Genomic DNA, 22,247 nt, shown 5'->3' on the forward strand with positions numbered 1-22,247 from the left:
ATTAAATTATACCTAACATTATTCCATACCGCAACCCAACATAATTCTATTTTAGAAAACGAATACAAACGTTATGATAGTGTTAATAACAAATAGGAGGCTAAACAATGAGCATTCGAGTGGAAGAAACATTATTTTATATCCATGGCAAAAACACATCTATTATTATTGAAAATGTTAACGGGTATTTATTATTAAGACATGTAGGACGTCGGGTAAATCACTATCACAATGCAAATGCTGTCTTTGAAAAAGATCATGCCTTTTCAGGTAACCCGGAACCTCACAATCGTACCTTTAGTTTTGATACTCAGCGTCAAGTGATTGGGCAACATGGTTTGGGTGATTTCCGCCAACCTTCTTTAAAAGTGCAACATCATCAAAATGAAGTGACTGATTTTAAATTAGCGGACTACGAAATTGTGAAAGGGAATGTGGCACTCACAACCTTACCAACGGTTCACTCTTTCAATGATGCAGAGTCGATTATTTTTACTTTAGTAGACGAGGTTGCTCAAGTCAGCTTAAAACTAATCTATACCGCCTCAGCAACCGCAGATACCATTTTAGTGCATCAAGTATTCGAAAATAAGGGCGAAGCACCGGTGGTGTTGCATCGAGCTTTGAGTGCCATGTTCGATGTACCAGCTAAAGCGTATGATGTTATTACTTTACAAGGAGCTTATGCGAGAGAAAAGACCGTTCGTCGTCAACCGGTCACGCAAGGATTCTACAAAGTTGGGTCCAATCGTGGTGCTTCAGGACATGGTCAAACGCCTGCTTTAATTTTGGCGGATAGCCAGACAACAGAACAAGCGGGTGAAGCTTTTGCATTACAACTCATCTACTCAGGTAATTTCCAAACCTTTGTGGAACAAAATCAGTTAAATGAAGTGCGAGTGGCGATTGGTTTAAACGATGACAATTTTAGTTGGCAATTAAATCCAGGTGAACAATTCGAAACACCGGTCGCGTTATTCAGCTATAGTGCTAATGGGTTGAATGCTTTATCAGATGAATCGCGTCGTTTCGTTCAAAATCATATTATTCCCGCAACTTTTGCCCACGAATTAAGACCGATTTTAGTCAATAATTGGGAAGCGACTTATTTTGATTTCAATGGTGAGAAATTATTAGCATTAGCGGATGAAGCGGCGGCTTTAGGTATCGAACTATTTGTCTTAGATGATGGCTGGTTTGGCAATCGTTTCGATGATAATCGTGCTTTAGGCGATTGGTGGGTTAATGAAGAAAAATTAGGTGGCACCTTAAAAGAGCTCATTGATGAAGTGCATCAGCGTGGGTTGAAATTTGGGATTTGGGTTGAGCCAGAAATGATTTCTGAAGATAGTGATTTATATCGCAACCATCCAGACTGGGCGATTCAAGTACCAAATCGCAGTCATACTTATTCACGTAATCAATTGGTCTTAGATTTATCCAATCCAGAGGTCGTGGCGTATTTAAAATCAACAATCGATCAATTGCTAGAAAATCATGAGATTGATTATGTTAAATGGGATATGAACCGTAATATCACAAAAATTGGTAATGGTACAACCTATCTTGAAACCAAATCGCAGTCCCATGCTTATATGTTAGGGTTGTATGACTTGGTGTCTTACTTAACGGAAAAACATGACAATATTTTATTTGAAAGTTGTGCAGGTGGTGGCGGACGTAATGATTTAGGAATGTTACGCTATTTCCCACAAGTTTGGGCTAGTGATGATACGGATGCGATGGCGCGCTTACCAATTCAATATGGTTCATCATACTTGTATCCAACAATTTCAATGGGAGCACATGTGTCTGTTTCACCAAACCATCAATTAGGCAGAACCACACCGATTGAAACACGAGGACATGTTGCGATGATGGGGAATTTAGGTTATGAATTGGACTTAACGAGTCTTTCAGCAGCAGATAAAGCTGTTATTAAAGAACAAGTGGCAGCTTATAAAAAGATTCGTCCAATCATTCAATTAGGGAAACAATATCGCTTGATTAATCCTGAAGCAGATTCTAATGAAGCAGCAGTGCAATTTAATTACCAAGACCAAGTGGTGGTCACTTATGTTCGTATTTTATCAACGATTGAAACTATTGAAACCACGCTAAAATTAGTCGGACTCGAGGAGGATAGTTTGTATCAATTAGTAGACAGTGATACAGTATATTCAGGGGCAGAGTTAATGTATGCCGGCCTAACAATGGATATGCCTCAAGGAGATTTCTTAACGAAACAACTCCATTTTATAAAAAAATAGGAAGTGAATGAGATGAAAGGAAAAAGTAAGTTATTAAAAGCAGGTATCTTATGCTTAGCGAGTTTAAGCCTAGTAGGATGCGGAAAAGACGATGGCTTAACAGCTGATGGTAAAGTTGAAATTGAATACTTCAATCAAAAGAAAGAAATGACAGATACCATTAGAGAAATTGCGCAAGATTTTGAAGCGCAAAATCCAGATATTAAAATCAAAGTCGTCGATGTTCCTTCACCTGGCGATGTATTGAAGACGCGTGTCTTAGCAGGTGATTTACCGGATGTAATGAATACTTACCCCCAAAGCTTGGAATTACAAGAATGGGCCAAAGCAGGCTACCTTGAAGATGTTAAAGATCAACCTTTTATGAAAAATTTAAAAGAGGGTTATGCTGAAAAGTATGAAGTAGAAGGTGGTATTTATAATGTACCACTTAGTGCTAATATGTACGGTTTTTATTATAATGCGACTAAATTTAAAGAGTTAGGATATGAAGTACCGGAGACATGGGCAGAATTTGAAGCTTTAGTGGATCAAATGATTGCGGATGGCCAAGTGCCTTTTGCGATTGCGGGTAGTGAAGGCTGGACTTTAAATGGCTATCATCAACTAGCGATTGCGACAGTTACCGGTGGTTTCCAGCCAGCGAATGATTACTTACGTTTTTCTCAGCCTAACTCAATCTCAGCCGATGATGAAATTTTAAAAGCGGATGCTCAGCGATTAGATTTATTAAGACGTCCAGGGGCAATGCAACAAAACTGGCAAGGAGCCTCTTATACCGATGCCCTCGCAACTTTTGCGAGAGGTGATGCGTTAATGACCGTTAATGGCTCATGGGCATTGACGATGATTAATGAACAAGAACCTCAATTTGAAGTGGCAACCTTCCCATTCCCAGGTAATAATCCAGGAGAAAGCTTAACGATTGGTTCGGGAGACTTCGCTTTATCGATTTCTGCTACGACACCACATAAAGAAGAAGCACTTCGCTTTGTCGAATACTTAACGACACCGGAAGCGATGCAAAAATATTATGATGTTGATGGCTCACCCGTAACGGTTAAAGGCGTTAAAATGAAAGAAGATTCTGAATTAGCAGGTTTAGCCCAATATGCTTTTACCGATCAACATATTGTCTGGTTAGCGCAAAATTGGACGAGTGAAAATGATTATTATACTTTAACCACCAATTATTTAACGACCGGTGATTTAGAGCGTATGGCACAAGATTTAAATGCTTTCTTTAATCCAATGAAAGCGGATGTCAAGTAGGAGGAGTACAATGAAAAAGTTTTTATCTAAATATTGGGGTTGGGCTTTTCTAGCGATTCCCATCCTCTTACAAATTATATTTTTCTATTTTCCAATGATTCAAGGAGCTTTTTACAGTTTAACCAACTGGACGGGCTTAACCTATAATTTTGAATTTGTGGGTTTAAATAATTATAAAATCTTAATGACCGATACAAAATTTATGTCAGCGATTGGGTTTACCATTATTTTAACGATAGCCTTAATTGCCGGTGAAATTATCTTAGGGATTTTATTGGCGCGTGCCTTAAATTCCAAAATTAAAGGCCAAACCTTCTTTAGAGCATGGTTCTTCTTCCCGGCAGTATTATCAGGTTTGACGGTTTCATTAATTTTTAAACAAGTGTTTAACTATGGTTTACCTGCAATTGGCAATGCCTTAGGAATAGAGTGGCTACAAGTCAGTCTTTTAGGAACTAAATGGGGTGCGATTTTTGCCGTTATCTTTGTCATGTTATGGCAAGGGGTAGCGATGCCGATTATCATTTTCTTATCTGGTTTGCAAAGTATTCCTCAAGAAATTATTGAAGCAGCCCGTGTTGATGGGGCGGATCACAAACATATTTTCTGGTCGATTGAATTACCTTATTTAATTCCAAGTATTACGATGGTATTTATTATGGCCTTAAAAGCAGGGTTAACCGCCTTTGATCAAATCTTTGCTTTAACGGGTGGTGGACCCAATGATGCGACCACACCATTAGGGTTATTAGTTTATAATTATGCGTTCAAGAGTAATCAATATGGCTATGCTAATGCGATTGCTTTAGTTTTATTTGTGATGATCGGATTGATTTCAATATTACAAATCCGTCTCTCAAAACGTTATGAAGTACAATAGAAAGGGTGAGCACTAATGAAAAATGAAGCATCAAAACGCAATACTTGGCAATATGGCTTATTAATAATTGGTGGAATTCTCATTCTTATTCCATTGTTGGTAACCATCTTAAGTTCATTTAAAACCACTAAAGATATCGTCGATAATTTCTTTAGCTGGCCTAAACCATTTATTTTAGATAACTATCAGACATTATTAGACGATGGTATTAAAGATTATTTCTTAAACTCAACTATTATTACGGTAGTATCACTGTTAGCTGTAACTTTAGTCATTCCAGCCGCAGCCTTCTCGATTGCACGTAATATGAGTAAAAGAAAAGCTTTTGCGATAATGTATAGTTTGTTAATTTTAGGAATCTTTGTACCGTTTCAAGTCATTATGATTCCGATTACCGTGATGATGAACCGTATTGGCATGGCCAATATGTGGGGATTAATTTTGTTATATTTAACTTATGCGATCCCACAAACGTTATTCTTATATGTCGGCTACATTAAAGTGAGTGTACCAGAAAGTATGGATGAAGCAGCTGAGATTGATGGAGCGGATAAATTCACAACATATCGTAAAATAATTTTTCCGATGTTAAAACCGATGCATGCGACGACCATGATTATTAATGCTTTATGGTTCTGGAATGACTTTATGTTACCATTATTAATCTTGAATAAAGATTCGAGAATGTGGTCACTCCCATTGTTCCAATACAATTATACCGGACAGTATTTCAACGATTTTGGTCCAAGCTTTGCCTCATACATTGTGGGTATTGTGACCATCACATTGGTTTACTTAGTCTTCCAAAAACACATTATTGCGGGTATGAGTAATGGGGCAGTTAAATAATTAGGAATAAAGCCATGACGTGGTTTTATTTCCAAGATTTTATGGACTAAAACATTCAAAAGTCTGAAAAATTGAAACTGGTGTTTGTAATATAACACCAGTTTTTCTATAATAAAGATAGAAATGAAACGTTACAAATTTTTTATAAAATTGAGGAGGTCAGTATATGAAAGAACAATTGTTATCGTTAATTGAACAAGGGTTTCCAACGATGGAAGAACCGATGCCACGTGGTGATATGCCGGGTGATAAAATCTTTTACTCAGAGGATTCATTCGACAAAGCCCAAACACTTTATAAAGAATTAATCTCAAGGGTTGATTTTGAAACAGAAGATAAAATTATCATATCAGTCAGTGGTGGATCTGGATCGGGTAAAACGACCTTGGCATCTATTCTAGCATTTTATTTTGAAAAAGCAGGTGTCGGCACTTATATTTTATCGGGAGATAATTATCCTCATCGTATTCCTGAATATAATGATGCGGAACGCGTTCAAATTTACCGAGATGCTGCCCAAAAAGCTTTGGTCGAAGAAGGTCTTTATAATGAGGATGTAAAAGCAATTTTAGAACATATTTATCAAGTGTTCAATGATGGCAGTTTAGACTATTTATCTCAGTATGATTGGTATCAAACTTATCATTTAGCTGGAAAGAGAGCTTTAGCTGATTATTTGGGAACTGATAAGGAATTAAATATCCCGGCGATTAATCGTGTCTTAAAAGAATTTAAAGAGGGCCATGACCACATTTGGTTAAAACGAATGGGACGCACACCAGATGCTTTATGGTATGACCAGGTCGATTTTTCAAACAAAAAAATAATGATTTTAGAGTGGACCCATGGTAATCACGCCGATTTAAGAGGGATTGATTTTAGACTGTTTTTAAATAGCACCCCAGCAGAAACAATGGCCTATCGTAAATTAAGAGCCCGTGATGGTCATGCGGACAGTGCTTTTGTCACGATGGTTCTTGGTATTGAACAAGAGAAATTACACCAACAAAGTCCAATGGCCGATTTAATCTTCTCAAAAGAGGGCGTCGTGTTAGATTATGATCAATATTTATCATTAATTGAAGGAGCGTAAACCGATGAATATTCAACCAATGTTAAATGTATATCCCGATAGTTTAGCTGAAAAATTAGAAGGGACGGTCGATTTTTTAGCGCGCCCTGAAGTAAAAGGCGCGTTTCAATCCGTTTATATCCTTCCTAGCTTTTATCATTCTGATTTAGACCGTGGCTTTTCAGTTATTGATTATGGCTTGAATCAAACTTTAGTGAGTGAACAGGACCTTCAATCTTTAGCGACTTTAGGCGTAAAGACGAAATTGGACTTCATCTTGAACCATGCTTCTGTCTTATCACCACAATTTCAGTCTATTGTTGAAGAGGGCAGTCACTCACCTTACTATGATTTCTTTATCGATTGGAATAAATTTTGGCAAGGACATGGTGAAATGACTGCAGAAGGGTATATTCAACCGACTGCAGAATTTACTAACAAAATGTTCTTCCGTAAACCAGGCTTACCTATTTTAACGATTAGAACCAAAAATAATGAGCGATTGACTTTTTGGAATACCTTTTATCAAGAAAAAAGTACCCACAAGTGACTACGCAACAATGGATGAAAGCATTGGCTATTCAATATGATCAAGCAGCAAGCATTCATGAAAAAGTACAAGCCCATCTTGAAGCGGATGCGCCATTGTCTGAATTAGATTTAGGAGCTTTGAACGCGTATTTGACCCCTGTTAAAGAGTATTTAGAAACACATTGTGAATATTTAGGGCAAATGGATTTAAATATCAAATCTCCCTTAGTTTGGGAATTTTATGCGCGAACCTTAGACCAATTAAAAGCCTATGGAGCTAGTATCGTGCGTTTGGATGCTTTTGCTTATGGCCCGAAAGAAGTAGGAGAGCGTAATTTCTTAAATGATCCTGGAACCTGGGAATTATTGGATAAAGTAAGTCAATTAGCAAAAGAACGTAACTTGACATTATTACCTGAAATTCATGAAAGTTACGAAGTGAAAATTCATGAAAAAATCGGTAGTGAAGGCTATTTAGTTTACGATTTCTTCTTACCGGGTTTAATTTTAGATACGATTGAAGGACAAAATGCTGAGCACTTAGCAACATGGATTGACGATATTTTAACGAAAGACCTAAAAACGGTCAACATGTTGGGTTGTCATGATGGGATCCCTTTATTAGACTTAAAAGGCTTATTACCAGAAACTCGTATTCAAGAATTGATTGACACTGTTGTCGGACGTGGTGGATATGTGAAGAATCTTCACGGACAAAAAAATGTTTATTATCAAGTCAATGCGACTTACTTTAGTGCATTAGGCGAAGATGAGACCAAAATGATGTTAGCCCGTGCCATCCAACTCTTTATGCCAGGAAAACCACAAATTTGGTATTTAGATATTTTTGCTGGAACAAACAATCATGAAGCAGTTGCTAAAGCGGGCGCAGGTGGTCATAAAGAAATTAACCGTACCAATTTATCAGCGCAGGATATAGAAGCAGGCCTCATGAAAAAAGTGGTGAAAGATCAACTGGCATTGATCAAATTTAGAAGTCAATTTGAAGCCTTTAATGAGGACGCAACAATTCATTATGATGTAAAAGACACTCATCTATCAATCGAATGGCAATATAATGGTGCCAAAGCATTGATGACAGTGGACTTAAGTCAATCAACAAGCTTATTGGTGAGTGGTACCTCAGCTGATGGAACAACCGTCTTTGAGTATCAGGGATAATTATTTTAAATTAAATTTAGCACCAAAGTGGGAGTGAACTAATCCTACCCTGGTGCTTTTTTTACATTTAATACCCTCTTTGATAATCGAGTAAATTAACGGTTGGCATCTTGCCTTGTTGGTAAAGTGGGAAGTTTTCTAAGAAAATATCGATAATTCGCGGACTGTAAAAGTCACTAATCCCAGCTCGGTGTGGGGTAATAATGACGTTTTTCATGTCCCATAAGGGGCTATTTGCTGGTAAAGGTTCAACTTCAAAGACATCTAAGCCAGCTCCTTTAATCTCATTATTTTGAAGTGCTTGTATCATGGCTTTTTCATCGACTGATTTGCCACGGCCTACATTGATAAAAATAGCCTCTTTAGCCATCGCGTTAAATTGTTTTTCAGAAAATAATTTATCGGTTGCCGGCGTATGCGGAAGACTATTGATAATATAGTCGTACTGCCCAAGTAATGAATCCAATTCTGCTATGGCATAACAATGGTTGAAATAATCAACAGCATGCCCAGTACGATTCACTCCATCTACCGTCATATCAAATGCTTGAGCAATTTTAGCAAAAGCTTGACCGATTTCACCTGTGCCAACGGATAAAGCTTTTTTCCTGTCAATTCACCATAATCGGCGGGGCGTTCCCATTGGTGTCTCATTTGATAATCTCTTGATGTATGGAGATGACGTGTAAACATAATTAAGTAACCGACAATTTGTTGAGCAATATTAGGAGCGTTCGCGCCTTTTGCGGTCGTGATTATAATTTCATGTTCAGCTAATTTATCTAAGGGAATGCTATCGACACCAACCATCCATAGTTGAATCCATTTAATTTTATGCTCCATCGTTAGCACGTCTACAATCATATCACTCCAACCTAAGATGATTTCATATTGTGCCAAATCTTCAGCTGTTATTTCAGATTCATTGATTGCGACCAAATTGGCTTGTGTTTTACTCTGTAATAATTTAAATTGTGCCTCATTCAATTGAGGCAGAACAGCAATTTTCATATAAACCTCCTATATTACGCTTCTTTTCTTCATTTTAGCGTATGCGCAGTAAATATTCAAAAGAGTCGATTAATTGACAAGGTTAACTATAGGGTTATAATATATTTATTAGAAAATTATGAGAGGTGGAAGTATATGATCAATCGTGAGACAGCTCCAATTGAACAAACTTGGGACTTAACCACATTATTTCAAGATGAAAAAAGCTATGAGGAAGCACTCGACAAATTAGTGGTGGACACAGAAAACTTTACTAAACAGTATCGAGGTCAGATACAAACCGCTACCGATATTAATGCTGCTTTTGCTCATTATCGCTCGATTTTAGAACTAAGAGCGCGCATCCTCCCTTATGCTAGTTTGCCCGTAAATGCGAACACTTTAGATAAAGAAGCGCAAAATCGCTATAGTCATGCTAGCCGCGTTTTAGCGAATGTATCGGCGCAATTATCTTTCTTTGAAAATGAAGTAGCGAATATTGCAGATGCGATATTAAAAGAAGCAGCTACAAATACCGAAGACCAATTAGCGATTACTAAAATTATTAAACAAAAACCGCATCAATTATCGCCAGAAACAGAAGCGACCTTAGCTGCATTATCCAATACACTTGACTATCCATATCAAGGTTATAATGACATTAAATTCAAAGATTTACAGTTCCCAGATTTTGAAGTGAATGGACAAGTACATGAAATGACCTATAACAGTTTTGAAGGCCGCCAAGAAGCAACTCCTGATACTGATCTTAGAAGAGCGGCTTTTCGTAACTTTTCCGATACTTTAAGGCGTTATCAACATTCAACCGCCTCGGTTTATAATGCTCAAGTTCAAATGGAAAAAACGATGGCGACCTTACGTGGCTATGATTCAGTCATTGATTATTTACTTGAACGACAAGATGTATCGGTAGATTTATATAACCGTCAAATTGATGTGATTATGGATGAGTTGGCCCCTCATATGCGTCGTTATGCACAGTTGATTGGTGAAATCTATCAACTGGATGAAGTTCGTTATGAGGATTTAAAATTGGATATCGACCCAACTTTTTCGCCTAATGTAACCTATCAGGAAGCGCAACAGTATGTGTTGGATGGCTTAGCCCAATTAGGGGAAGATTATATAGCGATTATGCGTGAGGCCTTTGATAATCGTTGGATTGATTATGCCGAAACACGTGGTAAGAGAACAGGTGCTTTTTGTAGTTCACCTTATGGTACCAATTCTTTCATCCTCATGTTCTTTTCAGAAAACATGTCCGATACGATGACTCTGGCTCATGAATTAGGTCATGCAGGTCATTTTCAAATGGCGTATCGATATCAAAACATCTTAAACGCGCGTCCTTCGATGTATTTTGTAGAAGCGCCATCTACTGCTAATGAATTATTAGTAGAAAATCATTTATTAGATGTAGCAGGCGATGATGTCAGAATGAAGCGTTGGATTATTTCGCAAATGGTAGGAAAAACCTATTATCATAATTTCGTGACTCATTTATTAGAGGCTTATTATCAACGCGAAGTTTATCGCTTAGTGGATCAAGGAAAGAGTGTTGATGCGGAGACATTGAATCGTATTTATCGCGAAACCTTAGAAAAATTCTGGGGTGATAGTGTCGTACTAACAGAAGGGGCAGAACTCACTTGGATGCGTCAGCCTCATTATTATATGGGACTGTATTCATACTCTTATTCAGCAGGTTTAACCATTGGAACCCAAGTAGCGAACAATATTCGTCAACAAGGAGCAGCAGCTGCCGAACAATGGATTAAAGTGTTGCAAATGGGCGGTTCTAAATCGCCATTGGAATTAGCCAAAGCAGCCGATGTAGATGTTTCAACTGATCAACCATTAAAATCAACGATTGCCTATATCGGTCGCTTAATCGACCAATTAGAAAACTATACGAAAGAATTAAATAAATAATGGGGAAAGACACTCGAGAATAAGACTATAAAATAGTCAATTCAAAAGGAGTGTCTTTTGCTGTATCGTCAACAAAATATTGAAATTGAACTAATTAAATGACTTAAAACAGTATCTTAGCAAAAGAGGTTTTAAGCTAATTCAACATGCGAGGGTGGGCCGACGAAGCGAAAATTATTTAATTTTCTACTTCTGGTCTACTCCCATCCACATCAGATATTTAAAAAATGAATTCTATTTAAAAATATTTTTAAATAACTATTGTATTTGACAGAAAATTGGAGTATACTCTATTTAAATATAATTTGAAATAGAAAGGTGTGATGGTGTTGGGTGTGAATCAAATCTTGTCAGCGTTGGCCGACGAAACACGACGTAATATTTTAATGTTGTTACGTAAAGGAAAAATTAGTTCAGGCGAGATTGCTGAAAATTTAGAAATGACACCGCAAGCCTTATCCTATCATTTGAAAAAATTAAGAGAGGCGGATTTAATATATGAAACGAAATATAAAAATTTCATTTATTATGAGCTGAATTTAACGGTATTAGATGATGCGATTATGTGGATGAATCAATTGATGGGAGGCAATCATAATGAAAATAAATAAAACCAATAAAATAATACTAGGTATCTTAATGATTATGCCACTATTATTAGCAATCATTTTTTATCCTAATTTACCTGAGAAAATTCCCATGCACTATGGGATGAATAATCAAGTCGATCGTTGGGGAAGTAAAAACGAAATCTTTCTATTTCCAGCTTTGCTAGTGGTAATAGGGTTGTCAATGCAAAACATTACCAAAAGATTAGCCGCGAAAGAGCAAACCGGAACCAACAATCAAAAATTATCAGTTAAAGTGACTTATGCGACCTTAGTTTTGTTAAATTTAATGTTTGGCTATACCCTCTATACGACCGTGAATGGCATTACCGATTTAAATGATGTTCCCGTACCTTTAGGCAGATTTACAGGTATTATATTAGGCTCTTTATTAATCTTTATTGGTAACCTTTCACCTAAAGCCAAATTGAATAAAAATAGCTGGATCAATATTGGTTTTAGAACACCTTGGAGTAAGAAAAATGAAGAAACATGGCGGCGTACACAAATGGTCAGCGGTTATGTTTCTGTCATTGCAGGATTGATGTTAATCATTTCGTCATTTATTGTAAAAGCTCAATGGATGCCAATTGTTATTTTAGTGACGATTTTAACCTTTGCAATTGGTGTGAGTATTTATTCATATTGGTTGGCTAAAAAGTATTAATTGGCTTGCATAATAGTGCATTGACCTATATAGTAAAATCATAGTTTGATTTCGAAAGAATCACCTTACAAATTAATCGTCAATAAAAGAAAGAAGAGGATTAGTATGGTAAAAATAGTGCCCCATTTATGGTTTGATGATAATGCAAAAGAAGCGGTCGAATTTTATACAAGTTTAATTAAAGGCTCAAAAGTTAATTGGCTTTATACCATCACCGACACACCAACAGGAGATTGTGATTTATTAGAATTTGAAATTGCAGGTAAAACAATAGCGGCCATTTCAGGAGGTCCCTATTTTCAATTAGACGAAAGCATCTCCTTCATGTTGAGTTGTGACTCTAAAGAAGAGGTTAGTCGCTTAACGGAAGCATTTTTAGCAGATGGCCAAGTGATGATGCCCTTAGGCGAATATCCATTTAATCCACATTATGCGTGGGTAAAAGATAAATATGGCATGACCTGGCAATTATTTACCGATGACTCACTAAGCCAACCATATAAGTTAGAATATTGCTTATTATTTGCAGATAAATTAGTTGGCTTAGCCAAACCAGCTCTTGAATATTATGGACAATTATTTAATACGCCAGTTTTGGATGTTAATGAATATCAACCAGGGGAAGCACATGATGACCGTGCCAAAATTAATTATGGAAAAATTGTGATGGAGGATACTGCCATTATTGCGATGGACCATGGTTATACTGGAGACAAGGTGTTTTCTCAAGCTGTCTCATTAATGGTTTACTGTGACACACAAGAAGAAGTGGATACCTATTGGGAGGCATTAAACCACGTACCAGCAGCTGCTCAATGTGGCTGGTGTAAAGACCAATTTGGGGTTTCTTGGCAAGTAGTACCAAGCTGGTTAATGACTTTATATCAATCAGATAACCTCGAAGGAATCAAAGCTGTGAATCAAGCCGTATTAAAAATGAAAAAATTAGATTTAGCTGCAATGCAAGCGGCATTTGAAAGTGCAAAAGACTAATTGCCGTAGTGTTGCCAAACCAAAAATAAGTACATACGAATTAACCCACGTAAAACCAAACGCAAAAATTATCGTTTGATTTTGCGTGGGGTTTTATTACAATAACAGAATTTTAATGGAAAACGGCTATGTTATTAGAAAAGGAATGGTCGTGGTACCAAATATATTAGTCAATAATTATTTTTGTTCTCTCTATTCAGGTAACCATTTTATATATATAATAAAGCATAAACTTGATTGACCTAGTTATAACTTGTGCCATAATGAGTTTATAATACACCAATCACGTAGGAAACTATTTTGCCCTACGTGAAGTGAAGTAATTAATCGAAAAATTGTGTGTAGGTAAGAAGAGAGTAGGGTGCGCAATTTACTTCATCTTGTTACAACACAGTTAAAAATTATCATGCAGTAGATTTTTTGCGTTGCATCTTACAAACTGATGAAACTGACAGAGGTACGTGTTAAAACTCTTACGCAGTAGATTTTGGTCGCTTCAATTTTCTGCAAATAAAACAAAAACACCACTCATTTGAAAACGAGTGGTGTTCATTATTTATCTTATTGTTCTAATAAAGCAAAACCTTCATCGATAACATTTTTCAATGTGGTAGCTGATAAATTCATTTTTTCAGTTTCAGCATCGTTTAATGGGATTTCGATAACAGTCTCGATACCTTGACGACCAATCACGGCTGGAGCTCCGATAAAGATATCTTTTTGACCATATTCACCATTTAAATATACTGATAATGGGAAGACAGCTTTATTATCATCTAAGATAGCTTTACAAATACTTGCTAAGGCAACCGCGATACCATAGTAAGTTGCACCTTTTTTAGCGATAATTTCATAAGCAGCATCACGTACTTTAAAGAAGATGTTAACTAATTCTTCTTCATCAACTTCTGGGTGAATTTTAACCCAGTCAGCGATTTGTAATCCACCGATGTTAGCGTGTGACCAAACAGGGAATTCTGTATCACCGTGTTCACCTAAGATATAACCGTGAACGTTACGCGCATCAACGCTAACCAAGTCAGCAATACGTTGACGGAAACGTGCTGTATCTAATGAAGTACCTGATCCAATAACACGTTCTTTAGGGAATCCACTGAATTTCCAAGTAGCATAAGTTAAAACATCAACTGGGTTTGAAGCGATTAAGAAGATGCCATCGAAACCAGATGCAACGATTTCACCGATAATTCCTTTGAAGATTTTTAAGTTTTTGTGTACTAAGTCTAAACGTGTTTCACCTGGTTTTTGAGCAGCTCCAGCAGTGATTACGACGATATCTGCATCATGACAGTCTGCGTATGTTGCAGCATAGATCTTTTTAGGCGAGGTAAATGCTAATGCACTCGATAAGTCTAAGGCATCTCCTTCTGTTTTTTCTCTGTTAATATCGATAATACCTAACTCACGACCAATATTTTGTGTAACAGTTGCAAATGCAAAACTTGAACCAACAGCGCCATCTCCAACTAAGATAATTTTGCTTTTTGATGATTTTTGTGACATTTAGCAAACCTCCTATATTATATTGTTTTTTATAGTATAACAAATAATTATATAAAATTAAAGCTAAAAAAAGTATTTTATCAAAGAAAAATAATGCTAACGCTTTATTTGTAATGTAACAGTTTTCAAACAGGACTAATACAGATTTATATAGAACGACTTTTCAAAATAGTTATGCTATAATAAGTCTACAGATAAATAATAGGTGGTACATAATGAAATTAATTATTGGATTAGGCAACCCAGGAAGTAAATATGATGGGACACGTCATAATATTGGTTTTGATGTCGTTGATCGATTTTTGGGCAAACATTCTTTATCAATGACGGATCAAAAGTTTAGAGCTGATTATACGAGCTGGCATCATAATGGTGAGCGAATTTATTTTATGAAACCTTATACGTATATGAACTTATCAGGAGAAGCAGTGCTTCCACTAATGAGTTATTTTGGGATTGGTATGGAAGATATTTTGGTTATTTATGATGACTTAGATTTGGAACCGGGTCGTATTCGTTTACGTCGCAATGGGAGTTCGGGCGGCCATAATGGGATGAAGAGTATTATTGAGATGCTAGGTAGTCAAGAATTTAACCGTATCAAAGTCGGAATTGGTAGACCATCAGGTGGCTGGAAAGTTGTGGATCATGTTTTAGCACCATTTTCCCCAGAAGATCGAGTGACAATTGACGCGACCATTGATCGAGTGGTTGAAGCGATAGAACATTGGATTGAACATGATGATTTTTCAGCAACCATGAATATTTACAATCAAAAATAACCAGTAAAATTTAAATCAAAATTGACTTGGACAGATAAGAATCTTCTTTCCAAACCAGTAAAATTTTAGTATTTGCGCAGTGATTGAATAGCTAATAAACAACGTCCATACAGACTTGTTTATTAACTACTCAATGGTGCGGGGGTGGAAGACGAAGCAGAGATAATCTTATTTTCTCCTTGTTACCCACTCCCCTTTGTGTGTTGTTAGGAGAATTATATTAATGATAAATTATTTAAATAAAGAGCCATTTTCAAAGGTTGTTCAGGAGCTGATTAAGTTTCAAGCTCCGGAAAGCCAACAATTAGTAACGGGGGTTGATGACAGCGCTCGGGCTGTTTTGTGGGCACATTTATTCAATGAACAACCAAGACAATTATTAATCGTTGAACCCGTTGCGACTCATTTAACACAATTAGTTGATGATTTACAACAGTTATTACCCGATTATCCGGTTCATTTATTTCCGGTAGAAGAAGCCATGCCGATTGAATTTTCAGTGGCTTCATTTGATAATCAAGCGATGCGCGTTGAAGCCTTAACGGCTTTAGCCAGTGGTGAACCTTGTGTGATTGTCGCATCTGGGTTGGCATTAAGAAAAAGATTAACGCCGGTATCTATTTGGAAAGATGCCCAAGTAACATTAAGTTTAGGCGATGATATTGAACGATTAGCACTGGAAAAGCGTTTAAACTACTTAGGCTATACGCGTGAGTCAATGGTACAATCTCCGGGCGAATATAGTATTCGTGGAAGTATTATTGACTTCTATCCATTAAATTATGAATATCCAGTTCGCTTAGATTTCTTTGATACAGAACTAGATTCCATCCGTTTCTTTGATGCGGAAACCCAAGAATCAATTGACAATGTTGAGTCTATACAATTATTACCTGTTAAAGATGTTTTGTTCAGTTTAGAAGAGCAACAAGCAGTCTTACCTCAAATTCAGGCTGATTTAGAAAAAAGAGTGAAAAAAATCAAAGATGATGAGACTCAAGAACAAGTTATGAAAGGGATGACTGATCATCTTGAACGTCTTCAACATGGGGAGCCGATGCAATATCATTTGGCTTACTTAGAATACCGTGATACCAAGGGAACCACCCTTGTAGATTATTTAGCCGATGATGGTACTCTTATTATTAATGAATTAGATCGGATTCAAAATCGTGAACGTCAATCGATTGAGGAAGATTTATTTTGGATTGAACAAGAAATGACTAAAGGGAATTTATTACCCGGTCTTTCTATTAAAGTGGAAGCGACAGAACAAATTAAAAATGCCAAACAGCCTAAAATTTATTGTTCGGTTATTCAACGTGGATTAGGTAAATTAACGTTTAGAGCCATTCATCATATCCATTATCGCAGTATGAACCAATTCTTTAATCAAATGCCATTGGTTAAAACAGAAATAGATCATTGGTTGAAACAAGAAAATATTGTACAAGTCGTTTTACCTACACTTGAAGAAGCTAGAAAAGCACAGGCGCGTTTTGAAGAATATGACATTCAACCGGTTATCATTCAAGATACAGCCACCTTTAGCCCGCAAGCGGTCAATATCGTAGTAGGTAATTTAACCAATGGATTTGAATTGCCGGTTGCTAAATGGGTAGTGCTAACTGGTAAAGAATTATTCAATCAGGTTAAGCGACGTAGCGTACGCAAGCAAACTTTATCCAATGCTGAGCGTATTAAAAGCTATTCAGAACTTGAAATTGGTGATTATGTCGTTCATATTAACCATGGGATTGGGCAGTACACCGGGGTAGAAACCATTGAAATTAATGGCGTCCATCGCGATATGGTATCGGTCGTATACCAAGACAACTCGCGCATTTTATTACCTGTTGATCAAATTCAACTTTTACAAAAATATGTTGCATCTGAGTCCAAAGTACCTAAGTTAAATAAATTAGGGGGTGCAGAATGGCAGAAGACCAAAGCCAAGATAGCGACTAAAATTGAAGACATTGCGGATGAATTGATTGAGTTATATGCCAAACGTGAAAATCAAAAGGGGTTTGCATTTGGACCCGATACCCCAGAGCAAGCAGCGTTTGAAAATGCTTTTAGTTATGTGGAAACAGATGATCAATTACGTTCTACGGCTGAAATTAAAGCCGATATGGAAAAAGAACGACCAATGGACCGCTTATTAGTGGGAGATGTAGGCTATGGTAAGACCGAAGTCGCGATGCGAGCGGCCTTTAAGGCTGTAATGGATGGTAAACAAGTGGCCTTTCTGGTGCCGACTACTATTTTAGCGCAACAACATTATAATTCTTTAATAGAACGTTTCGTTGACTTTCCTGTTAATATAGGTCTTTTAAGTCGCTTTGTTACGCAAAAGCAACAGAAAGAAACGATAACAGGATTAGCCTTAGGTAAAATAGATATTGTCGTTGGTACGCATAGAGTTTTATCGAAAGATATTGAATTTGCTGATTTAGGCCTATTAGTCGTCGATGAAGAGCAACGTTTTGGGGTAAAACATAAAGAACGCTTGAAACAATTAAAATCTCAAGTCGATGTCTTAACTTTAACGGCAACGCCGATACCACGAACCTTGCATATGTCGATGATTGGTGTGCGTGACTTATCGGTTATTGAGACGCCACCAAATGATCGTTTTCCAGTGCAAACCTATGTGATGGAGCGAAATGAAGCAGCGATTAAATCGGCCATTGAGCGTGAAATGGCCCGTGGTGGACAGTGTTTCTATTTATATAATCGGGTCGCCACTATTGATCAACGTGCCCAAGAATTACAAGAATTAGTACCGGAAGCTCGTGTCGCTGTTGCGCATGGTCAAATGACAGAAGTGCAATTAGAGACTATCTTAATCGATTTTATCAATGGTGCGTATGATATATTAGTCACAACCACGATTATTGAAACCGGTGTGGACATTCCCAATGCGAATACTTTATTTGTTGACATGGCCGATCATATGGGGCTGTCAACCTTGTATCAATTAAGAGGACGGGTAGGTCGAACGAACCGGGTGGCCTATGCCTACTTAATGTATGAGCCGTTTAAACAATTAAGTGAAGTCAGTGCTAAACGATTGCAAGCCATTCAAGAATTTACTGAATTGGGGAGTGGCTTTAAAATTGCAATGCGTGACTTATCGATTCGGGGTGCTGGTAATTTATTAGGGAAGCAACAATCCGGCTTTATCGATTCTGTCGGTTTTGATATGTATTCTCAAATGTTAAAAGAAGCCGTGGATGTTAAACGTGGCTTGAAGAAACCCGTCTCAGAAGAAACTTCAGAAAGTATTGAGTGGGACTTAATGATCGATGCTTATTTACCCTCTTCTTATATTAGTGATGAACGTCAAAAAATTGCTATTTATAAATCGATTCAACAAGTGGATTCTGAAGAATCTTATCGACAATTACAAGATCAGTTGATTGACCGTTTTGGTGAATTTCCTGATGAAGTGAGTGATTTATTAGAGATTGCCTTAATTAAGCATTATGGTTTACTAGCTGGCGTTGAACAAATTAAGCAGAAAAATGATCAAGTGGAAGTGACTTTTAATCCGCGCATGACGCTGAAATTACAAGGGGCAACCATTTTCGAATTATTGCAAGATATTCCGGTGAAAATTAAAGTAGCAGTTGAAAAAGAACAGCTGAAGGTAACCTTGCAAGTACGAGGTATACCAAGTTATCAATGGTTAGGTTATTTGAAAAACTTAACCCAAGCCATTGCTGAAAGAAAAAAGTAAAGGAGCAATAGCAAATGAGATTAGATAAGTTTTTAAAAGTATCACGATTGATTAAACGCCGTACCGTTGCGAAAGAAGTAGCTGACCAAGGACGTATTAAGATTAACGATACTGTTGCTAAATCGAGTTCAACCGTTAAGATTGGTGATACCTTAGAGATTCGTTTTGGTAATCGTATTATGACAGTCGAGATTTTAGATATTCGGGATACCACGAAGAAAAATGAAGCAGTCGAGTTATATAAGATTATCTCAGAAGAAAGAATTGAAAAAGAGATTCCAATTATTGATGAATTTTTAAGTTAAACTTAAATCATCATGCAACCAAAGTTTCAGACGAATAATTAAGAAAATTTTAAAAGAAAAAATTAGCCTTTTATGGTAATTATTTTCTTTCAATGATATACTCATGATGTATGAGTATTGGAGGTGAGACAATGGCTCAATATAATAGAAATAAATCTAAGAAAACTATCAAAGGAAAATACCAAAAGCAGTTTAATTTCTTTTTTACTGTAGTTTGTTTACTTTTGATTGGGGCAGCTTGCTTATCCTTAATGAACAATATTGGAAAAAAGCAAGCGACACTTGAGCAATTGACTCAAGTCCAAGCAAAACATAATCAAGCGGTCGAAAAAAATCGACAAGCGCAACAAGAATACAATCAAGTACAAGATAGTGAATATTTAGAACAAGTCGCACGCCGAGATTACTATTACTCAAAAGAAGGCGAAATTATTTTCGACCTTGGAGAGACGGAAACTGTTTCAGAGGAAACAACCATCCTTCCAGAATAACTTAATTAATGTTTTACAATGTCTTATTATTAAAGACAATTTTTAAGGAGGAAAAATCATTTTATGTCAGTTGAAGTGGGGCAGAAAGTTACAGGGAAAGTAACCGGAATTACACATTTTGGTGCTTTCGTCGAATTGCCAGAGAATCAATCTGGATTAGTTCATATTAGTGAGGTATCCGATGGATTCGTAAAAGATATCAATTCCGTTCTTTCGGTGGGACAAGAAGTGGAAGTAAAGGTATTGACTATCGCCAACGATGGAAAGATTAGTTTATCAATCCGTCAAGCTAATGAAAATAAAACAGAGGAGAGACCTCAACGTCAAGGTTTTAGAAAAGGGTCAGATAATCAGTCATCAGAACCAAGATTTAAAAAGAACTTTGATGGCGTAAGTAATGAGAATCGTAATTTCCCCAATAAATTTGGAAACCAAAATACGAATCACAATAACAATCGTCAAACAAGTGATTTTGATCAACTGATGAGTAATTTCCTTAAAGATAGTGAAGAACGATTAACTTCAATCAAACGTAATACAGAAGGTAAACGTGGTGGGCGCGGCGGACGTCGTAGCTAATAACATTTAGACAAAGCACTTGTTTTTGACCGCAGGTTATAAGCAAGTGCTTGTTTTATGTGAAAGATAGGTGTGTATAGATGGAAAAAACGATTATGAAAGTGGAAAATCAACTCGATGCTTGGAGAGAATGGCAACAAGCGAAAGTGGTCTTACTAGCCGTTTCAGGTGGCGTCGATTCAGTCGTGTTATTTGATATCATTTATAAATTAAACCAAAAACTAGAGCAACCTAAAAAAATCGTCCTAGCTCATTTTAATCATCACCTTCGACCAGAAAGTGACATTGATGCGAATCTTGCTAAAACATTAGCCGAAAAACATCAAATTATTTATTATGTAAAAAGTTGGGATAATCCAGCAACTAAAAATGTCGAAGCAGCAGCAAGAGACGCGCGATACCAATTTTTTGCAGAAGTAATTGAAAATGAAGCAGTAGATATCTTATTAACCGGACATCATTTAAATGATTTAGCTGAGACCGTACTGATGCGCTTAACACGTGGTACTTCGTTAAAAGGATTACGAGGTATCGAAGCAAATTATCGTCGCTTGTTAATGACTGTTGACAAAAGACCAGTCTATGTTCAAATGATGCGCCCGTTATTAACGATACCCAAAACAGAACTATATGGTTATGCAGCAGATAATGACTTAGGGTATGTAGAAGATGTTTCTAATCAAGATACTAAATATTTCCGAAATCGAATTCGTCATCAAGTCTTGCCAGTGTTCGAACAAGAAAATCCTAGTTTTTTAGAAAATATGTTAGCCCTTCAAGAGCAACTACAAGCAAGTTATTCGGTACATTACGCGAATTATTTAAAGCATGAGCCAATGTTGTTAATGTACTCAGAAAAAATGCGTTGGGTTTTATATGTGCCAGCATTTGTCGAATTAGAAGAAAGTCAACGAAAAGTATTTTTAGCGCTCTTTTTTGAAGAACGTTTAGTGGAAGATATTCCTACCTATACAAAAGAGGCGATTGATCGAGTTGAACAAGTGATTATGAATGATCGGCTACCGAATACTAGTTTTCAATTAAATGAAAATTGGGTGGTGCGACGAGAATATGATTTTATCTATATCCAACCGAAAGAAGAGGAAAATCAAATTGATCAAAAGTTGAGTGTTCAAATAAAGCATCTCAATCACTGGCATATAATCAGTGAGAACGAACAAATTGGATTATTTGATGAACGTTATTTTTCAACCTCTCAAGTATTGGAGATGGACTATTCTTTACGCTTATATTTAAAGCCTGATCAGTTGCGGGGCTTTTATGTGCGTCATCGCAAAGATGGTGACCGCTTAGCCCTAAATGATGGGCATGGCGATATTTTTCATAAAAAAGTAAGTCGTTATATGATAGATAATAAAATTCCCTTGAATGATCGTAATCAGATGTGGTTGCTGTGTGATCGACAAGAAGAAGTGATTGCGATTATCGGTCATATATCATCAAGAAATTATCGTCATCGTCATCCTGCGGCTGAAAGTTACTTATTTTTATACCGAAAAATGCAAGACTAATAGAAAAGATTATGTTAAAATG

Annotated in this window: 20 protein-coding genes; 17 read left to right on the forward strand and 3 right to left on the reverse strand. The window is 36.7% G+C overall.

All coding sequences use genetic code 11. The annotated features are described in order from the left end of the window. Positions 1 to 107: 107 nt before the first annotated feature. The 7 genes from LB888_RS07160 to LB888_RS07190 all read left to right on the forward strand — a co-directional run bounded on the left by LB888_RS07160 (position 108) and on the right by LB888_RS07190 (position 8,056). On the forward strand, positions 108 to 2,270 hold the full coding sequence (locus LB888_RS07160; RefSeq protein ID WP_318752410.1) for an alpha-galactosidase: 2,163 nt from the start codon (positions 108 to 110) through the stop codon (positions 2,268 to 2,270). 12 nt (positions 2,271 to 2,282) lie between these two features. Next, positions 2,283 to 3,542, forward strand: coding sequence for an extracellular solute-binding protein (locus LB888_RS07165; RefSeq protein ID WP_318752411.1), 1,260 nt, complete (start codon positions 2,283 to 2,285; stop codon positions 3,540 to 3,542). Between the two features lie 10 nt (positions 3,543 to 3,552). After that, positions 3,553 to 4,422, forward strand: a complete 870-nt coding sequence (locus LB888_RS07170) for a sugar ABC transporter permease (RefSeq protein WP_318752412.1) — start codon at positions 3,553 to 3,555, stop codon at positions 4,420 to 4,422. 15 nt (positions 4,423 to 4,437) lie between these two features. Beyond that, a complete protein-coding gene (locus LB888_RS07175; RefSeq protein WP_276649395.1) occupies positions 4,438 to 5,271 on the forward strand; it encodes a carbohydrate ABC transporter permease in 834 nt (277 codons plus the stop codon). A 166-nt stretch (positions 5,272 to 5,437) separates the two neighbouring features. Then, the gene (locus LB888_RS07180) at positions 5,438 to 6,364 is read left to right on the forward strand and encodes an adenylyl-sulfate kinase (RefSeq protein WP_318752413.1); all 927 of its coding nucleotides are present in this window, start codon (positions 5,438 to 5,440) and stop codon (positions 6,362 to 6,364) included. A gap of 4 nt (positions 6,365 to 6,368) precedes the next feature. Further along, complete coding sequence (locus LB888_RS07185; protein WP_318752414.1) at positions 6,369 to 6,893, forward strand: hypothetical protein; 525 nt, start codon at positions 6,369 to 6,371, stop codon at positions 6,891 to 6,893. After that, on the forward strand, positions 6,890 to 8,056 hold the full coding sequence (locus LB888_RS07190; protein ID WP_318752415.1) for a hypothetical protein: 1,167 nt from the start codon (positions 6,890 to 6,892) through the stop codon (positions 8,054 to 8,056). Before LB888_RS07185 ends, LB888_RS07190 begins: the two co-directional genes overlap by 4 nt. A 67-nt stretch (positions 8,057 to 8,123) precedes the next feature. On the opposite strand, the gene LB888_RS07195 is transcribed toward LB888_RS07190, so the two are convergent. Together LB888_RS07195 and LB888_RS07200 are read right to left on the reverse strand one after the other, a co-directional pair. Further along, entirely contained in the window at positions 8,124 to 8,672 is a 549-nt protein-coding gene (locus LB888_RS07195; protein WP_318753964.1) for a D-2-hydroxyacid dehydrogenase, read from the reverse strand. Next, positions 8,591 to 9,067 (reverse strand): hypothetical protein, encoded by a 477-nt coding sequence (locus LB888_RS07200; RefSeq protein ID WP_318752416.1) that lies wholly within the window; start codon positions 9,065 to 9,067, stop codon positions 8,591 to 8,593. The genes LB888_RS07195 and LB888_RS07200 overlap by 82 nt, the downstream gene beginning before the upstream one ends. Before the next feature lie 135 nt (positions 9,068 to 9,202). Between LB888_RS07200 and pepF the strand changes: the two genes are divergently transcribed. From pepF to LB888_RS07220, 4 genes are all read left to right on the forward strand, one after another. Next, positions 9,203 to 10,999 (forward strand): oligoendopeptidase F, encoded by a 1,797-nt coding sequence (gene pepF / locus LB888_RS07205; RefSeq protein ID WP_276649389.1) that lies wholly within the window; start codon positions 9,203 to 9,205, stop codon positions 10,997 to 10,999. 329 nt (positions 11,000 to 11,328) lie between these two features. Then, positions 11,329 to 11,610, forward strand: a complete 282-nt coding sequence (locus tag LB888_RS07210; protein WP_200802967.1) for an autorepressor SdpR family transcription factor — start codon at positions 11,329 to 11,331, stop codon at positions 11,608 to 11,610. Continuing rightward, positions 11,597 to 12,274 carry a DUF1648 domain-containing protein gene (locus tag LB888_RS07215; RefSeq protein WP_318752417.1) on the forward strand — a complete coding sequence of 226 codons (678 nt, stop codon included), beginning with the start codon at positions 11,597 to 11,599 and terminating at the stop codon, positions 12,272 to 12,274. The genes LB888_RS07210 and LB888_RS07215 overlap by 14 nt, the downstream gene beginning before the upstream one ends. A 105-nt stretch (positions 12,275 to 12,379) precedes the next feature. After that, positions 12,380 to 13,267, forward strand: coding sequence for a VOC family protein (locus tag LB888_RS07220; protein ID WP_318752419.1), 888 nt, complete (start codon positions 12,380 to 12,382; stop codon positions 13,265 to 13,267). 561 nt (positions 13,268 to 13,828) lie between these two features. Here the strand turns inward: LB888_RS07220 and LB888_RS07225 are convergent. Then, positions 13,829 to 14,791 carry an L-lactate dehydrogenase gene (locus LB888_RS07225; RefSeq protein ID WP_276647510.1) on the reverse strand — a complete coding sequence of 321 codons (963 nt, stop codon included), beginning with the start codon at positions 14,789 to 14,791 and terminating at the stop codon, positions 13,829 to 13,831. A gap of 212 nt (positions 14,792 to 15,003) precedes the next feature. Between LB888_RS07225 and pth the strand changes: the two genes are divergently transcribed. The 6 genes from pth (at position 15,004) to tilS (ending at position 22,225) form a co-directional block, all read left to right on the forward strand. Continuing rightward, complete coding sequence (pth, locus tag LB888_RS07230) at positions 15,004 to 15,573, forward strand: aminoacyl-tRNA hydrolase (RefSeq protein ID WP_318753965.1); 570 nt, start codon at positions 15,004 to 15,006, stop codon at positions 15,571 to 15,573. A 223-nt stretch (positions 15,574 to 15,796) separates the two neighbouring features. Next, positions 15,797 to 19,318, forward strand: a complete 3,522-nt coding sequence (gene mfd / locus LB888_RS07235; RefSeq protein WP_318752420.1) for a transcription-repair coupling factor — start codon at positions 15,797 to 15,799, stop codon at positions 19,316 to 19,318. A gap of 14 nt (positions 19,319 to 19,332) precedes the next feature. Then, positions 19,333 to 19,623 carry an RNA-binding S4 domain-containing protein gene (locus LB888_RS07240; RefSeq protein ID WP_078754981.1) on the forward strand — a complete coding sequence of 97 codons (291 nt, stop codon included), beginning with the start codon at positions 19,333 to 19,335 and terminating at the stop codon, positions 19,621 to 19,623. 131 nt (positions 19,624 to 19,754) lie between these two features. Next, entirely contained in the window at positions 19,755 to 20,114 is a 360-nt protein-coding gene (locus LB888_RS07245) for a septum formation initiator family protein (RefSeq protein ID WP_311920073.1), read from the forward strand. Between the two features lie 63 nt (positions 20,115 to 20,177). Further along, on the forward strand, positions 20,178 to 20,693 hold the full coding sequence (locus tag LB888_RS07250) for a S1 domain-containing RNA-binding protein (RefSeq protein WP_078754979.1): 516 nt from the start codon (positions 20,178 to 20,180) through the stop codon (positions 20,691 to 20,693). A gap of 80 nt (positions 20,694 to 20,773) precedes the next feature. Continuing rightward, positions 20,774 to 22,225, forward strand: coding sequence for a tRNA lysidine(34) synthetase TilS (gene tilS / locus LB888_RS07255; protein ID WP_318752421.1), 1,452 nt, complete (start codon positions 20,774 to 20,776; stop codon positions 22,223 to 22,225). The last annotated feature ends 22 nt before the right edge of the window (positions 22,226 to 22,247 follow it).

Source organism: Globicatella sp. PHS-GS-PNBC-21-1553, assembly GCF_033564055.1.
In the GTDB taxonomy this organism is placed as follows: domain Bacteria; phylum Bacillota; class Bacilli; order Lactobacillales; family Aerococcaceae; genus Globicatella; species Globicatella sulfidifaciens.

What these genes read in the sequence shown, in the direction of transcription:
- LB888_RS07175 (WP_276649395.1), top strand. Translation starts at nt 4,438, where the DNA reads ATGAAAAATGAAGCATCAAAACGCAATACTTGGCAATATGGCTTATTA.
- LB888_RS07225 (WP_276647510.1), bottom strand. Translation starts at nt 14,791, where the DNA reads ATGTCACAAAAATCATCAAAAAGCAAAATTATCTTAGTTGGAGATGGC.
- LB888_RS07215 (WP_318752417.1), top strand. Translation starts at nt 11,597, where the DNA reads ATGAAAATAAATAAAACCAATAAAATAATACTAGGTATCTTAATGATT.
- LB888_RS07245 (WP_311920073.1), top strand. Translation starts at nt 19,755, where the DNA reads ATGGCTCAATATAATAGAAATAAATCTAAGAAAACTATCAAAGGAAAA.
- pepF (WP_276649389.1), top strand. Translation starts at nt 9,203, where the DNA reads ATGATCAATCGTGAGACAGCTCCAATTGAACAAACTTGGGACTTAACC.
- LB888_RS07160 (WP_318752410.1), top strand. Translation starts at nt 108, where the DNA reads ATGAGCATTCGAGTGGAAGAAACATTATTTTATATCCATGGCAAAAAC.
- tilS (WP_318752421.1), top strand. Translation starts at nt 20,774, where the DNA reads ATGGAAAAAACGATTATGAAAGTGGAAAATCAACTCGATGCTTGGAGA.
- LB888_RS07170 (WP_318752412.1), top strand. Translation starts at nt 3,553, where the DNA reads ATGAAAAAGTTTTTATCTAAATATTGGGGTTGGGCTTTTCTAGCGATT.
- LB888_RS07185 (WP_318752414.1), top strand. Translation starts at nt 6,369, where the DNA reads ATGAATATTCAACCAATGTTAAATGTATATCCCGATAGTTTAGCTGAA.
- LB888_RS07200 (WP_318752416.1), bottom strand. Translation starts at nt 9,067, where the DNA reads ATGAAAATTGCTGTTCTGCCTCAATTGAATGAGGCACAATTTAAATTA.
- LB888_RS07165 (WP_318752411.1), top strand. Translation starts at nt 2,283, where the DNA reads ATGAAAGGAAAAAGTAAGTTATTAAAAGCAGGTATCTTATGCTTAGCG.
- LB888_RS07240 (WP_078754981.1), top strand. Translation starts at nt 19,333, where the DNA reads ATGAGATTAGATAAGTTTTTAAAAGTATCACGATTGATTAAACGCCGT.
- LB888_RS07250 (WP_078754979.1), top strand. Translation starts at nt 20,178, where the DNA reads ATGTCAGTTGAAGTGGGGCAGAAAGTTACAGGGAAAGTAACCGGAATT.
- LB888_RS07220 (WP_318752419.1), top strand. Translation starts at nt 12,380, where the DNA reads ATGGTAAAAATAGTGCCCCATTTATGGTTTGATGATAATGCAAAAGAA.
- LB888_RS07180 (WP_318752413.1), top strand. Translation starts at nt 5,438, where the DNA reads ATGAAAGAACAATTGTTATCGTTAATTGAACAAGGGTTTCCAACGATG.
- mfd (WP_318752420.1), top strand. Translation starts at nt 15,797, where the DNA reads ATGATAAATTATTTAAATAAAGAGCCATTTTCAAAGGTTGTTCAGGAG.